General features: G+C 65.8%; 13 protein-coding genes and 1 tRNA gene. 4 read left to right on the forward strand and 10 right to left on the reverse strand.

Annotated elements, in window-relative coordinates; genetic code table 11:
* Position 1: 1 nt before the first annotated feature.
* Together GGQ64_RS14795 and GGQ64_RS14800 are read right to left on the reverse strand one after the other, a co-directional pair.
* Positions 2-820 (reverse strand): metal ABC transporter permease, encoded by an 819-nt coding sequence (locus GGQ64_RS14795; RefSeq protein WP_183805622.1) that lies wholly within the window; start codon positions 818-820, stop codon positions 2-4.
* Positions 813-1,757, reverse strand: a complete 945-nt coding sequence (locus GGQ64_RS14800) for an ATP-binding cassette domain-containing protein (protein ID WP_183805624.1) — start codon at positions 1,755-1,757, stop codon at positions 813-815. Before GGQ64_RS14800 ends, GGQ64_RS14795 begins: the two co-directional genes overlap by 8 nt.
* An 88-nt stretch (positions 1,758-1,845) precedes the next feature.
* Here GGQ64_RS14800 and znuA point away from each other — a divergent pair, with 88 nt between their 5' ends.
* On the forward strand, positions 1,846-2,919 hold the full coding sequence (znuA, locus tag GGQ64_RS14805; protein WP_183805626.1) for a zinc ABC transporter substrate-binding protein ZnuA: 1,074 nt from the start codon (positions 1,846-1,848) through the stop codon (positions 2,917-2,919).
* 115 nt (positions 2,920-3,034) lie between these two features.
* On the opposite strand, the gene tig is transcribed toward znuA, so the two are convergent.
* The 4 genes from tig to GGQ64_RS14825 all read right to left on the reverse strand — a co-directional run bounded on the left by tig (position 3,035) and on the right by GGQ64_RS14825 (position 6,707).
* On the reverse strand, positions 3,035-4,516 hold the full coding sequence (gene tig / locus GGQ64_RS14810) for a trigger factor (protein ID WP_183805628.1): 1,482 nt from the start codon (positions 4,514-4,516) through the stop codon (positions 3,035-3,037).
* Between the two features lie 275 nt (positions 4,517-4,791).
* Positions 4,792-4,876: transfer RNA gene (locus tag GGQ64_RS14815), tRNA-Leu, on the reverse strand.
* 137 nt (positions 4,877-5,013) lie between these two features.
* Complete coding sequence (locus tag GGQ64_RS14820) at positions 5,014-5,601, reverse strand: GDYXXLXY domain-containing protein (RefSeq protein ID WP_246422680.1); 588 nt, start codon at positions 5,599-5,601, stop codon at positions 5,014-5,016.
* Positions 5,601-6,707, reverse strand: coding sequence for a DUF2157 domain-containing protein (locus tag GGQ64_RS14825; protein WP_183805632.1), 1,107 nt, complete (start codon positions 6,705-6,707; stop codon positions 5,601-5,603). The genes GGQ64_RS14820 and GGQ64_RS14825 overlap by 1 nt, the downstream gene beginning before the upstream one ends.
* Before the next feature lie 1,193 nt (positions 6,708-7,900).
* Here GGQ64_RS14825 and GGQ64_RS14830 point away from each other — a divergent pair.
* From GGQ64_RS14830 to trmFO, 3 genes are all read left to right on the forward strand, one after another.
* Positions 7,901-8,044 (forward strand): DUF1127 domain-containing protein, encoded by a 144-nt coding sequence (locus tag GGQ64_RS14830; protein WP_183805634.1) that lies wholly within the window; start codon positions 7,901-7,903, stop codon positions 8,042-8,044.
* A 351-nt stretch (positions 8,045-8,395) separates the two neighbouring features.
* On the forward strand, positions 8,396-8,539 hold the full coding sequence (locus tag GGQ64_RS14835; RefSeq protein ID WP_183805636.1) for a DUF1127 domain-containing protein: 144 nt from the start codon (positions 8,396-8,398) through the stop codon (positions 8,537-8,539).
* Between the two features lie 128 nt (positions 8,540-8,667).
* Positions 8,668-10,083 carry a methylenetetrahydrofolate--tRNA-(uracil(54)-C(5))-methyltransferase (FADH(2)-oxidizing) TrmFO gene (trmFO, locus tag GGQ64_RS14840; protein ID WP_183805638.1) on the forward strand — a complete coding sequence of 472 codons (1,416 nt, stop codon included), beginning with the start codon at positions 8,668-8,670 and terminating at the stop codon, positions 10,081-10,083.
* Between the two features lie 7 nt (positions 10,084-10,090).
* On the opposite strand, the gene GGQ64_RS14845 is transcribed toward trmFO, so the two are convergent.
* The 4 genes from GGQ64_RS14845 to secD form a co-directional block, all read right to left on the reverse strand.
* Positions 10,091-10,546, reverse strand: coding sequence for a hypothetical protein (locus tag GGQ64_RS14845; RefSeq protein ID WP_183805640.1), 456 nt, complete (start codon positions 10,544-10,546; stop codon positions 10,091-10,093).
* A 149-nt stretch (positions 10,547-10,695) separates the two neighbouring features.
* Entirely contained in the window at positions 10,696-11,589 is an 894-nt protein-coding gene (locus tag GGQ64_RS14850; RefSeq protein WP_183805642.1) for a phytoene/squalene synthase family protein, read from the reverse strand.
* A 53-nt stretch (positions 11,590-11,642) separates the two neighbouring features.
* Positions 11,643-12,029: an Mth938-like domain-containing protein gene (locus GGQ64_RS14855; protein ID WP_183805644.1), complete on the reverse strand. Its 387-nt coding sequence runs from the start codon at positions 12,027-12,029 to the stop codon at positions 11,643-11,645.
* Positions 12,030-12,031: 2 nt separating this feature from the next.
* Positions 12,032-14,539, reverse strand: coding sequence for a protein translocase subunit SecD (secD, locus tag GGQ64_RS14860; RefSeq protein WP_246422683.1), 2,508 nt, complete (start codon positions 14,537-14,539; stop codon positions 12,032-12,034).
* Between the last annotated feature and the right edge of the window lie 84 nt (positions 14,540-14,623).

Here is a 14,623-nt window from a genome sequence, read left to right on the forward strand (position 1 = left end):
CTCAGGAATGGGCGTTTGCGATGGCGCCGTGGTCCCGCCTGCCGAGCGGCAGCAGGCTTGCAAGAAAGATCGCCAGTGCGGCGACGACGATCGAGGGACCGGAGGGCGTATCGAACTTCAGCGAGCCGAACAGGCCGCCGGCGACGGCGACGGCGCCGAGCAGCGAAGCCAGAACGGCCATGATCTCCGGGCTTGCGGAGAACCGCCGCGCCGTGGCGGCGGGGATGATCAAGAGCGAGGTGATCAGCAGGATGCCGACGATCTTCATGGAAATCGCGATCACCACCGCCATCAGCAGCATGAAAGCGAGCCGTGCGCGCTCCGGCTCCAGCCCTTCAGCGGCGGCCAGTTCCGGGTTGACGGTGGAGGCGATCAGCGGCCGCCAGAGGTAGACCATCGCCAGCAGCACGAGGATGCCGCCGCCCCAGACGAGGCTGATGTCGGCCTCGGTGACGGCGAGAATGTCGCCGAACAGGAAGCCGACGAGATCGATGCGCACCCAGGTCATGAAGGAGACGATAACGAGGCCGGTGGCGAGCGTTGCATGCGAGAGAATGCCGAGCAGCGCATCCGTCGACAGCGTCCCGCGCTTCTGCAGCAAAAGCAGCGCCAGGGAGACGACCGCGGCGACGGCGAAGACGCTGATGGTCAGGTTCATGTGGAGCAGCAGCGACAGCGCCACGCCGAGCAGGGCCGAATGCGCCATGGTGTCGCCGAAATAGGCCATGCGCCGCCAGATGACGAAGCAGCCGAGCGGTCCGGTGGTCAGCGCCAGGCCGATGCCGGCGAGGAGCGCCCGGATGAAGAAATCGTCAAGCATCGCGATTCTCCGCCGCGTTGTCCCCGCCAGTCGTGGCCGGGCTAGAATGATCCGCTCCGCAGCCGCAGTCCGGTCCGTGCGTATGCACGATCCGCATCGGCCCGGCGCGGCCGACGGGCAGGCCATCCTCATGATGGTGGCCGTCGTCGGGATGGCAATGGTCGGTGACGGAACCGTCGGCATGCAGCACGCGGCCGTCGGCAAGATGGGTATGGTCGTGATGGTGGTTGTAGATCGCGAGCGTCTGGCCCGCCCTGGCGCCGAAGAGGCGCTGATATTCGGGGCTGCGGCTGACGGCCTCGGGCGTGCCGCGGCAGCATACGTGGCCGTTGAGGCAGATCACCGTGTCGGTCTCGGCCATGACCACGTGCAGGTCGTGGGAAATCAGCAGGATACCGCAGCCAGTGGAATTGCGGATCGTCTTGATGAGATCGTAGAGCGCGATCTCGCCGGCGAAATCCACGCCCTGGACCGGCTCGTCCAGCACCAGCAGGTCCGGCTTGCGCGCGATCGCACGCGCCAGAAGCGCCCGCTGGAACTCGCCGCCGGAGAGATGCTGCACCTCGGCGCGGGCGAGATGACGGATGCCGGTCGCCTCCAGCGCGGCGTCGATCTCGCGTCCACGCAGCGGCGCGGTCAGCGTCATCAGCCGGTCCACCGTCAGCGGCATGGTCCAGTCGATCGAAAGCTTCTGCGGCACGTAGCCGACCTTCAGCCCGGCGATGCGATTCACCTGGCCCTCGTCGGGGCGGGTCACGCCGATCGCCATCTTCGCCGTGGTGGACTTTCCCGAGCCGTTGGGGCCGATCAGCGTGACGATCTCGCCACGGGAAATGGAAAAGTCGACGCCGCGCACAAGCCAGCGCCCCTTCCTGTACAGTCCGGCGGCCGAAAGCGACACGAGCGTCGACCGGTCGGGAGCATTCGTCTGCAGCATGAGAATTGTCCGAAACCTCGATTGCCTCTTGCTATGGCACACGTTATAGCATAACGCAACTTATGTAATAACATTACATTTAGATTCAATGCGGAGTTCCACGATGAAGTTTGCCTCCCTCCTCCTTTCCACCGCCCTGCTCGCTGCGGCCTCGGGCACCGCACGGGCCGACGCACCGAACGTGGTCGTCTCGATCAAGCCGATCCATTCGCTCGTCGCCGCCATCATGCAGGGCGTGGGCGAGCCCGCGCTGATCGTCGACGGCGCGGCATCCCCCCACACCTACGCGCTCAAGCCATCCAATGCTGCGGCACTCCAGGATGCCGACCTGATCTTCTGGGTCGGGCATGGCCTGGAGGCCTTTCTCGAAAAGCCGCTCGAGGCGCTCGGAACCAAGGCGACGATCGTCGAACTGGAGGATGCGCCGGGTCTGGAGAAGCTGAAATTCCGCGAAGGCGGCGCGTTCGAGACGCACGATCATGAGGCGGAGGGGCACGCCCATGAAGCCGAGGGCCACGACCATCAGGCGGAAGGCGGCGGACACGACCACGAGGCAAAAGCCGACCACGACCATGCCGGCGAAGACGGTCACGCGGCGGCCGGCGGGAAAGCGCACGGGCACGACCATGCGCACGAGGGCGGCTTCGACACGCATCTCTGGCTCGACCCGATGAACGCCAAGGCGATGGCGATGGCGATCGAGGCGGCCCTTGCCAAGGCGGATCCGGACAATGCCGCGGCCTATAAGGCCAACCTCGCCGCCCTCGACGCCAACATCTACGCGCTCGACACCGAGATCGCCGCCACGCTCGCCCCGGTCAAGGACAAGCCGTTCGTCGTCTTCCACGACGCCTACCAGTACTTCGAGCATCGCTACGGCGTGCGGGTCATCGGCTCGATCACGGTGAGCCCGGAGACCATGCCGGGCGCCGAACGCGTATCCGAGATCCGCGGCAAGGTCGCCGAGCTCGGCGCGGCCTGCGTCTTCGCCGAACCGCAGTTCGAGCCGAAGATCGTCAACGTCGTGCTCGAGGGAACCGCCGCCAAAGCCGGCACGCTGGACCCGGAAGCCGGTACCCTTGCTGCAGGCCCGACGCTCTATTTCGACATGATGCGCGGCCTCGCCACCTCGATGAAGGATTGCCTGTCCCAGACCAACTGACGAGTGCCAGGCGAACCGCCGCCCCTTGCAACGGGGGCGCCGGAACAACGTCAACGCAACGAAAAGGGCCGCCCTTGCGGGGCGGCCCTTTCAAATTCGCATCGACAATCGAAGATTATTCGGCGCTGTCGTCCGCAGCCTTCTTCTTGGCCGGAGCCTTCTTCTTCGGAGCAGCGGCCTCTTCGCCTTCGGCAGCGTCTGCCTTGGCGGCGGCCTTCTTCTTCGGAGCGGCCTTCTTGCCTTCGGACTTGCCTTCCTCGGCTTCGTCGTCAGCCAGCAGTTCTTCCTTGGAGACGGTCTTGTCGGTGACGGCGACCTCGGTCAGCAGGTGATCGACGACCTTCTCCTCGAAGAGCGGCGCGCGCAGCGAAGCCGAAGCACCGGGCGTCTTGCGGAAGTAGTCGAGGATTTCCTTCTCCTGGCCGGGGAACTGGCGCAGCTGCTCGAACAGCGAACGCTGCATTTCCTCGTCCGAGACCTGGACGCCAGCCTTCTCGCCGATCGCGGAGAGGACGAGGCCGAGGCGAACGCGGCGCTCGGCGAGCTTGCGGTACTCCTCGCGGGCTTCCTCTTCGGTGGTGTCCTCGTCGGCAAAGGTCTTGCCGGCCTGCTGCAGGTCGGTGTTGACCTGGCGCCAGATGTTTTCGAACTCGGCATCGACCAGGCGCTGCGGCGTGTCGAACTTGTACATCTCGTCCAGTTGATCGAGGATCTGGCGCTTGACCTTCTGGCGGGTGACCGAGCCGTACTGGCTCTCGATCTGGCCGCGAACGACTTCGCGCAGGCGGTCGGCGGATTCGAGGCCGAGCTTGCTGGCGAGTTCGTCGTCGATCTTGACGTCGGCCGGGGCTGCGACGTCCTTGACCTTGATGTCGAAGGCGGCTTCCTTGCCGGCAAGGTGAGCGGCCGGATAGTCGGCCGGGAAGGTCACGGTGATGACCTTTTCGTCACCGGCCTTGACGCCGACGAGCTGGTCCTCGAAGCCGGGGATGAAGCGATTCGAGCCGATGACGAGCTCGGCGTCCTCGTCCTTGCCGCCGTCGAAGGCTTCGCCGTCGACCTTGCCGAGATAATCCAGGGTGACGCGGTCGCCGGTGGCGGCCTTGCCCTTCTTGGTCTCGTAGGAACGGGCGCTCTCGGCGATCTTGAGGATCTGCTCCTCGATTTCCTTGTCGTCGATGTCGACGACTTCGCGGGTGATCTTGATGCCGGAGACATCCTTCAGCGCGATGGCCGGGATGACTTCATAGGACAGGGTGAACTCGAAATCGGCCTGCGCTGCGAGGATCTTCTCGGCCTCGGCCTCGTCCTCGGTCATCGCGACTTCCGGCTGGGTCGCCGACTTCTCGCCGCGCTCGGAGAGAATCGTCGTCGGACGCTCGCGGATGATCTCGTTGACGAGATCGGCCATGATCGACTTGCCGTAGACCTTCTTGAGATGGGCGACCGGTACCTTGCCCGGACGGAACCCGTTGATGCGAACGCGGTCCTTTGCTTCGGCCAGGCGCTCGTTCATCTGAGCTTCCATGTCCTTCGCCGGGATGACGACCTTGAGTTCGCGCTTCAGCCCTTCAGCGAGCGTTTCGATAACCTGCATGTTCAAACCTTTATTTCGATCTGGCGGTGCCCCGGCCGGAAACCGGCTCTGTCGGCGGGCACCCCTCCGGGTCCATTTGCCGGGAGTGGCTTTACTGTCATCGGTGGCCTTTTGGCAAGCAAAATGGCGCTACGGCGCCTGTTCCGTTCCATCGAAAAGTATCGATCGAACTCCAGGCGCCCATTCCAGGCCCGTGCCGCGCCCTCACCTCGGAGGGTCCCGCCGGCAGGGCGGCATGTCACCGGTCGTGGCCAGCGTGCCAGCCTTCCGGTTTCTGGTGCGGGTAGAGAGACTTGAACTCCCACGCCTTGCGGCACCAGAACCTAAATCTGGCGTGTCTACCAATTTCACCATACCCGCGTTCAGAAAGCCACGTGGCGGCTTGTCAACCCGGCGCCGCAAACGGCGCGCTTCCCGAGCGCGCGTCTCTATATCACCCGTTTCCCGGGGGTCAAAGGGAAATGTGGCATCCGCTGGTGCACTGCCGGCGCGCCCCGTCAGTAGAGCGGCTCGCCATAGGCCGGGACGCCGTCGACGAGGATCTCGCCGATCTGCATCCGGCCCGCAGGCGAGACGCGCGCAACGATCTGCACCCCCTGGCGGTTGCGGGCGGTTTCCAGCGCCCTGCCCTCGCCCTCCGGCACATAGTAGCGCTCGATGCCGTAGGAAACGGACATCAGCTCCGACGCGGCTCCATCGGGGCCGGGATAGTATTCGAACGGCAGCGTACGCACGACGACACTGCCGGGTTTCGCTGGCAGATCGGCGAAGGAGGCTTCGGTCGCAGCCCAAAGGCCGTCCGTCGCGGGTTCGAGGCGCACGGCCAGCGAGTGGCGGCCGACCGATTGCGGCGCATCGCCCGTGAGGATCGCCCTGTCGATCGTGGAGATCCCGTAGCTCAGCACCACATAGTCGCCGCGCAGGAAATCGCGGGGATCCACAGGGACGGTCAACAGGCGAACCTCCGCCCCGCTTCGCAGGATCGAGGCGCGGCTCTCGACCATGTAGCCGAGGATGGCGGTCTGGATCACTGCGGCCAGGATCGCCGCCACATAGGGCCGAACTCCAGGACGTTCGCCGTTCATCATCTTTCCTCCGACAACGTGCTTGCGCCCGAGAACCGCCGCTCCAGGCGAATGACGAACCAGGCGATCGCCGCCACCACGAGGCCGGAAATGAGAAAGAAGCCCGACGTGCCGAGGATCGTCCCCAGCGTTTCCGAGGCAAGGTAGAGTGTTTCCGCCGCAAAGACCGCATAGCCGAGATAGCGCACCGCGCCGTTGTCCCGGCCCGACAGCGCGACGGCGGTGATCGCGGAGGCGAGCGTGACGACGCCGAGCAGCAGCCGTTGGCCGACACCCTCGCTCTCTCCATGAAGAATGCCGAGGCCGACGAGGAGAAGAAGGAAGGCGTAGAAGGCGGGCGCAGCACCCGCTTCGCGCGCCAGTTGCCGCGCCGGCGAGGCGGGAAGTGCTGCCAGCAGGTAGCAGACCGCGCCGGCCCCGGCGATGGCAAGGGCGGTCACCGGATACTCGAACTCGCCATACAGAATCACGACCCAGCCGATCATGAGCAGATAGGCCAGGTGACGGGCCCGCCCCGCATCCGTATAGCGCACGAGCGCGATCACGACCGCCGCCATCGCCGGCATCAGCCAGAGCAGCAGACGGTCCCGCGCACCGAAACTCTCCGACCATTCCGCGAAGAAGACGACGAAGCCGAGGAAACCGGTGACGGTGACTGCCGCGGGAGAGCGGAACAGGGCAGCGGTGACTGCTGCGGCGGCAAACCAGACGAGCGCTGCCTCGGTCGAATCGCCGGAGAGGTGATACATCTGGCCAACCAGCGCGATCGCGCCGCCGAAGCTGACGACGCCTCCGACGAGCAACGCCTCGGAAAGGCCCTTAGAACCGCGCAGGCGAAAGAAGGCGGCCAGCAGATAGGCCGCCCATATCAGCGCCACGATGCCGACCAGCCGCACGAGCCGCGGGATCAGGTCCCAATTGGCGGCAACGAGCATCAGCACGGCACCGGCGAGCAGCAGGGCCGCAATCACCATCAGCACCCGCCCCAGGCTGAACGCGCCTTCGCGCTGGTCGAACTCCGCCAGAAGCCGCCCGACGGTGGCCCGATCGATCAGCCCCTTCGCCGCCCAGCCATCGAGATCCCGCTGCAGGCGTGCCCGATACATCGCATCCTCCCCGTTGCCTGCCGGCAGCATGATGCCGCACATGTGATTCACGCAAGCCTTTGTCGGTCCCATGCCAATTCCGGGCAGGTTATGGCGCGCAACTCGCCATTCCAGCCTGCCGCATGGCCGATTCCCGCCCTGTCAACAGATGCGAAGACGCATGGCGGACGCGACGGTGAAAAGCCGAAATGGCACAAAATCTCATTTGTCTGATGATATTTCCGCGATTGACCGACATTTACCCTTGAAAAGCGGTTTCCGAGAGGGCAAATGCGGGCGGATCATCGTCGGATCTCACGTCAGGCGATCGATCGGACGGGCATGCAGGCAGCGCATATCATCCATGCTTATATTGCACTGCACAAAACCGATTTGTCGGACTATATTGTGAACATCGGATCGGGAATGATCGAGAACAAAGAGACTAGGGCGCAGACATCTTCTGCTGACCGGCTCTTGAAAAAGTGGAAGCGGCCAACCACCTGAACCCTGGTTCAGAAAAGGCCCGGCAGTCGAAAGACCGCTGACAGAATTCGGACCGGCGCACTCCTCCTCCCAGCGCTTGTCCGATACGATTGGCAACAACTCCTCCTCCCAGTTGCCAATCATCCCAAATGACGCCCGCCGGACCTCCTCCCCTGGCGGGCGTTATTGCGTTTACGGACCAACTCCCAAGTCCCATCACGGCAATACCGCAAGAAATCAACGTCCTAGTCGGCGCTCTTTGCGTAATTATTATGCATCTGCACAGGCGCGCCGCCCGTCGTTTGGGCAAGCCATCCGCTTCTTGCATGCGTGATATTCAGCATGGGCGCTTCACCGCGATCAGGACCGGCGCTATAAGTTCAACATCAATCGGGTGCGGCACTCCTCCTCCCAGCCAGCCCCGATGCGATTGGCAGCACTCCTCCTCCCAAGTTGCCAATCTGGATCGACGCCCGCCGGACCTCCTCCCCCGGCGGGCGTTGTATTTTCCCTTCCCCTCGACATGGCTGCAATCCGAACGAAGCACAAATCTGGTGCTCAATTCGTAGCCAGTCCCTGCATGAGATTTTCGCTTGACATGCGCATATTGCATAACTGCCATTCGGCTTTATCTCTGTAATGCAGGCCCTCGGCATCGTATATTCCGGTCATCAGATGAACGCCGGCGCTGATTGGTAATGCCGGCCCCACCACGAAGGGTAACGGACATGAACATCTCTCGCTCGTTCAACACCTGGCGCAAGTATCGTCAGACCATCACCGAACTCGGCCGCATGAGCGACCGCGAACTGCACGACCTCGGCATCGGCCGCTCGGACATCCGCCGCGTTGCCCGCGACGCCGTCCGGTAATACGCCGACCCCGTCAGGTCCGGCCAAACGCCTTCCGGAGAAATCCGGAGGGCGTTTCTTTTTGTGGCCTTGTCTTTTTGTGGTCTCGGGATCCGAGACGCCCTCCGCCTCTGCAGCCCGAAAGAGCCGTCACACAGCATGCGTCCAGCCGTGAAATGCGGCCGCCGCTGCCGCTTCGTAAGTGCTCGTTTTCAGGCATTGCGCGGGAATGCACACTATTTGTCCATCTAATTGCACAATTGCATAGCAGCTGCATTTTCTTTGCACTGCACCATAACCGGGAGAAGGAGTACAAGGGTCTCAACAAACGAGGACGACGCCGTCCCGTCAAACTCACCCAGGAGACCTGCCATGAACCCGATCCGCATTGCCAAGAACTGGCTCAGCTACCGCCGTACCCTCAACGAGCTCGGCAACCTCTCCACCCACACGCTGTCCGACATCGGCCTGACCCGCTACGACATCCGCGGCATCGCTGCCCGTTCCTTCCGCTAAGCGCAGGCGCGCCGGATAGGGCGCGACTTCGATAAGCAACCGCGACAGACGCTTCGAACGGCACCATTCGGTGCCGTTTTCGATTCCGGCGATTGGAAGCGTCGGTCCTGCATGATATGCACCCGCCCATGACGAACAAGACCTCCCCTTCCCCCATCCATATCATCGGCGGCGGACTTGCCGGCAGCGAAGCTGCCTGGCAGATCGCCGAGCGCGGCATCCCGGTCGTACTGCACGAGATGCGCGGCGTGCGCGGGACGGATGCGCACAAGACCGACGGGCTCGCCGAGCTCGTCTGCTCGAACTCCTTCCGCTCGGACGACGCCACCAGCAACGCCGTCGGCGTGCTCCATGCCGAGATGCGGCTTGCCGGCTCGCTGATCATGCGCGCCGCCGACGCCAACCAGGTTCCGGCCGGCGGTGCGCTGGCGGTGGACCGGGAGGGCTTCTCGGCCGCCGTGACCGCCGCGATCGAGAGCCACCCGCTGATTACGGTGGTCCGCGAGGAGATCAGGGGCCTGCCGCCCGAGGAATGGGACCAGGCGATCATCGCCACCGGCCCGCTGACCGCACCGGACCTGGCCGCCGCGATCCAGGAGCGCACCGGCGCCGACGCGCTCGCCTTCTTCGACGCCATCGCGCCGATCGTGCACACCCATTCGATCGACATGGATATCTGCTGGTACCAGTCCCGCTACGACAAGGTCGGGCCGGGCGGCACGGGCAAGGACTATATCAACTGCCCGATGGACGAGGCGCAGTACAATGCCTTCGTCGATGCGCTCATTGGCGCCGATACCACCGGTTTCAAGGAATGGGAGGGCACGCCCTATTTCGACGGCTGCCTGCCGATCGAGGTGATGGCGGAGCGAGGGCGCGAGACCCTGCGCCATGGCCCGATGAAGCCGATGGGACTGACCAACGCGCACAATCCGACCGTCAAGGCCTATGCCGTCGTGCAACTGCGCCAGGACAATGCGCTCGGCTCGCTCTACAACATGGTCGGTTTCCAGACGAAGCTGAAATACGGCGCGCAGGGCGACGTGTTTCGCATGATCCCAGGCCTCGAGAATGCGGAGTTCGCGCGGCTCGGTGGGCTGCATCGCAACACCTACCTGCAATCGCCTGCCCTGCTCGATCCGTCGCTGACGCTGAAGGGCCGGCCGGGCCTGCGGTTCGCCGGGCAGATCACCGGTTGCGAGGGCTATGTCGAGAGCGCCAGCATCGGTCTTCTCGCCGGCAGGTTCGCCGCTGCCGAACGGCGCGGAGAAACGCCGGCGCTGCCGCCCGCCACGACGGCCTTCGGCGCCTTGCTCAGCCACATCACCGGCGGGCACATCCTGTCCGACGACGAGCCGGGCAAGCGCTCCTTCCAGCCGATGAACATCAATTTCGGCCTGTTTCCCGACCTCGCGCCGGGCTCAATCGTCAAGCCCGAGGGCGTCAAGCGCTTCCGGGGCAAGGACAAGGCGCTGGCCAAGAAGCAGGCGGTCTCGGCGCGTGCGCTGGAGGACTGCCGCCAGTGGCTGGCATCGGACCGCTGATGAGGGCTCAGCTATCGCGCTGAAGCGTGCGGGGCGCTTCCTCGATGCCGGCGGCGGGCAGCAGGCTGCCGAGCAGCCAGAGCGAGACTTCGGCGGCCTCCCCGCTGGTGCTGAACTCGAAGCTTCCGTTCTCGCGCGGATTGTCATGGAACTCGATGGCGAGCCCCTTGCCGCTCGGGCTGTTGTGCACGAGCACGCCGCCGGGTTCGATCAGAAGGCAGGTGAAGCGCGTTCCGCGCGCGCGCATGCAGCCGACCTTGCCGTCGTGCAGCCGCAGGAACACGCCGTCGCCGCCGGCGGTGCTGATGACCTCCCGGATCGCCTCGTTCGGGAAGACCCGGCCGAACTCGACGATGGCCAGACCGGTGTCGTCCGCGCCGCTCGTCCGATCGCTGCGGCGCTGCGCCCGCAAATAGACGTAGGCCGCCAGGACAAGGCAGGCGATCACGACAGTCCATATCATTGCAGGTCCTCCGCGGGCCGTTGAGTCCGCCCTGTCTAGACCGCGTAGCTTGCGCCAGTTTTACGCGATGGTCGGTCGTGCCTTCGGTCGACGGCTTCAAGCTGCCGGGAGGCGATCGGTGCCAGACGTCGTCCAGTCCGGGACCGGCGTCAGAACCGGCCAGTGCGCAACGTCTTCCACATCCACCATTGCCGCCGCCACTGCGCCGGCAGGAGCGTATGCTCCAGCGCATCGGCGCCGGCCCGTTCCGCGCGGGCGAAGACATGGCGCGCCAGCGCCACCGGCAGGAAGGCGGCGCGGTTTGCCGGAGCGATGCCGCCGGCCGCTTCCGCCTTCTTCAGGTGCTCGCGGCCAAGGCCGGCAAAGGCCTCCACGGCGCGGGACGTCCGCTCGCGGTCACGGCCCGCGATCAGCGCCGCCGCGTCCAGGCCGGTGGCGGCCAGGAGGTCGCCGGGAATATAGACCTGGCCGCGCCGCCGGTGGATCGGCAGAAGCAGCAGCATGCCCGCGATCGCTTGCGCAACGCCGGCATGGCCGGCCGTGGTCGCCGATTGCGCAGCCCCTTGCGGATCGAGGACGAGGCTCGCAAGCTGGATCAGCGCCGATGCAGTCTCGCCGGCATAGCCCTCGAGCGCCGCCCGGTCCGGCATCGGATCGTCATAGAGGTCGAAGATCCGCGCCTCGATCATGTCCGTCAGCACGGCGACGGGCAGCCTGTGCTCGGCGATGCATCGCAGCAGGCCGGCTGCGAGCGGATTGGCGCCCGCCTCGCCCGCAGCCGCATTGCCCTCGAGCGTATCGCGCCACCATTGCAGTCGGATCTCGCCCGGAAGCGGCTCGTGCACCACGTCGCGAACGCGGGCGATCTCGGCGTTGAAGGCATAGAGGGCGGCCAGCGCGCCGCGCTTTTCGGCGGGCGCCAGGAGGCAGGCGAGATAGCGGTCGCGATCGGTTTCGCGCAACGCCGCGAGGCATTGGGCATAGATCTCGGCAGCGGCAGCCTCGGGTGCGCGCCCTGCTGCCGTGGCTTCTTTCGGGTGCATCGGACCTTCCGGACTGGCATTAGCTGAATTGGGCATTGGCTGAAGGCTGTGGGTCAGACCGCGATGAGGGCCGCGGCGACGGCACGCGATTCGGCCAGCAAGACATTGAAGGTGCGCACGGCGGCACCCGTGGACATCGGGTCGGAGCGGACCTGGCGTTCGCGCAGGGCAGCGCGCAATTCCGCCGAAAGCGGACGGATCTCGGCGCCGGTGCCGACCAGCAGCACCTCGATCTGTTCCGCCTCCGCCAGCACGCGGGCAAGGTCGTCCACCGACAGGTCGCTCGCGTCGGCCTTGTCCCAGCCGTAGATGCCGGACGGCAGGCACAGGACGGAACCGCGGTGCGACATGTCGGCGAAGCGGAAGCCGCCGTTGCCATAGGCGTCGATCGGGGCCCTGCCCGGGAAATGCGCCTGCCGTATCTCTATGCCTTTGGCCATCTTCATGCCTTCGCAGCCGGGCTGCCGCGTCCCTTGAGACGATAGCGATCCGGCCTCAGCCGGAACAGGATGAGGACCGGGCCGGCAATATAGATAGAAGAGAACGTGCCCACGGCAATGCCGAAGAGCATCGTCACCGCGAAGGCGCGGATGGCCTCGCCGCCGAAGATCGCCAGCGCCAGGAGCGCGATCAGCGTGGTCGCGGCTGTCAGCACGGTGCGCGACAGCGCCTGGCTGATCGAGGCGTCGATCAGAAGCGGTAGCGGCATCTGACGGAACTGCCGCAGATTCTCGCGGATCCGGTCGTAGACGACGATCGTGTCGTTCAGCGAGTATCCGACGATCGTCAGCAGCGCCGCGATGCTGCCGATGTTGAACTCCATGCGGGTCACCGCGAACAGACCGATGGTCAGGAGAAGGTCATGGGCGGTGGCGATCACAGCACCGATCGCGAACTGCCACTCGAAACGGATCCAGATATAGCCGATCAGCGCCAAAAGCGCGAACGCCATGCCGACCGTCGCAGCCGAAATCAGGTCGCCCGAGACGGAGGGGCCGACGACCTCGACCCGGCGGATGTCGAAATCGGACTCGAGCTCGCCGCGCGCGACCAATGCGGAGGTCTGCTCGGCATTTTCGCCGCCGCCCTGCGGCGGAATGCGGACCGTGGCGGTGGCGGGATCACGGCCCGAACGGACGGCGACGTCGCCGAGGTTGGCTTCCTCGAGGCGCGCTGCGATCGCTCCTGTGTCGGCGGCGCCCTGCCGACTCTGGACCTGCAGCAGCGCGCCGCCGGTGAAGTCGATGCCGAGATTGAGGCCGTTCAACGCCACCAGCAGGGCAACGGCGAGCGAAATGACCGCCGTGCCGGCAAAGGTGTAGTTGCGGATCGCCATGAAGGGCAGGTGCAGGCTGGCGAACAGGCCAGTGCGGACGCTGCGCGGCAGATGGGTGATCCGCCGCAGGCGCACCCAGCGCCAGGCGAGCCAGCGGGTCAGCGTGAAGGCCACGAAAAGCGTGGTGACGATGCCGATTGCGACGGTCACGGCGAAACCGCGCATCGGCATCGAGCCGAGGAAATAGAGGACGAGGACGGCGATCATCGTGGTGACGCCCGCATCGGTGACCGTCGAGAAGGCGCGTGTGAAGCCCGCAGCCAGCGCCTCGGGGAGCGGCTTGCCGCCGGCCGCCTCCTCGCGCATGCGCTCGTAGATCAGGACGTTCGAATCGACCGCCATGCCGATGATCAGCACCAGGCCGGCTATGCCCGGAAGGGTGACGGCGGTTCCGGTGAGGACGAGGACCGCAACGATCAGCATCAGGTTGAACAGCAGGGCGATGATCGCGATCGCGCCGAAGGCGCCGTACCAGAAGATCATGAACAGGGCGACGGCGATCCCGGCTGCCACGACGGCGGTGAGTGCTGAGCGTGCCGAGGCACTGCCGAGCGCAGGCTCGATGGAGCGCTCCTCGACCACGGTCAGGGATGCCGGCAGGGCGCCGCTGCGGAGCACGACGGCGAGATTCTCGGCGCCGGCCGCGTCGAAATCGCCGGAGATCTCGCCGCGGCCGTCCACCAGCGGGCCGGCGACGATGAAGGCGGCCAGCACCTGGTCGTCGAGCAGGAGCGCCAGCGTGCGGCCGACATTGGCTGCCGTCGCCTCGGCCAGCCGCCGCGTGGCATCCGGGCCGAGCTGGTAGACGACGGTCGCGCTCTGTCCGCCGTTGTCGGAAAGCACTTCGGCCGAGACGACGTCACGCGACGTGAAGATGCTGGCGCGGCGGACGAGGTAGCCGATCGGCGGCTCGCCCAGCGTATAGACGACCTGCGTGCCCGGCGGCGGCCCCTGCTCCAGCGCCTGCTGGAGGGAGACGCCGGTTTCGACCAGGCTGGCCGAGAACCGGCCGCGCTGGTCCAGAACGTCCTTCAGCCGCTGGGGATCGTCATAACCCGGAACCTGCAGGGCGATGCGGCCGGGGCCGGCATGCTCGACGATCGCGTCCACACCGCCTGCACCGGCGACGCGCTGCCGGACGACCTCGACCGCAGAGGCTGTGGCTTCGGCCTCGGCCGTGGCAACCGATTCGGCCGTAATCTCGAGGCGGATCGCACCTCCTGTTTCCGGCGCGCCCACGCGCGTTCCGGCGATCGCGGCAAGGGCTGCGCGCGCATCTTCCACGCGGGCGCCATCGGTCACCCGCACGGCGACGTTCCGCCCGGTCCCGGACAGGCCCGTATAGGGGATCTGGGCGTTTCTGAGCGTCTGCCCGACCTCGTTCACGACGGCCAGCAGCCGGTCGCTCTCCACGTCGGCGCGCTCGATCTTGAGCACGAGCCCGGCGCCGCCGCTGAGATCCAGGCCGGACGTCAGCCGCAGCGACGAGAGCCAGCCAGGCAGGGCCGACCTCTGCGCATCCGTCAGAACGGTGGGTAACAGAACAAGAAGGCCCGCCACGACGGCGAGCCAGGCAAGCGAGGTTTTCCAACGGGCGGGTTGCAGCATAGCCATCTCGAAATGCCCGGCACGCTGCCGGTGGATATCCCAGGCGCCGTCCGGCGGGGGCCAAAAGGCCCGCCGGACGGCAGGACCATA

Origin of the sequence: Mycoplana azooxidifex (genome assembly GCF_014196765.1) — a bacterium.
Lineage (GTDB): Bacteria > Pseudomonadota > Alphaproteobacteria > Rhizobiales > Rhizobiaceae > Mycoplana > Mycoplana azooxidifex.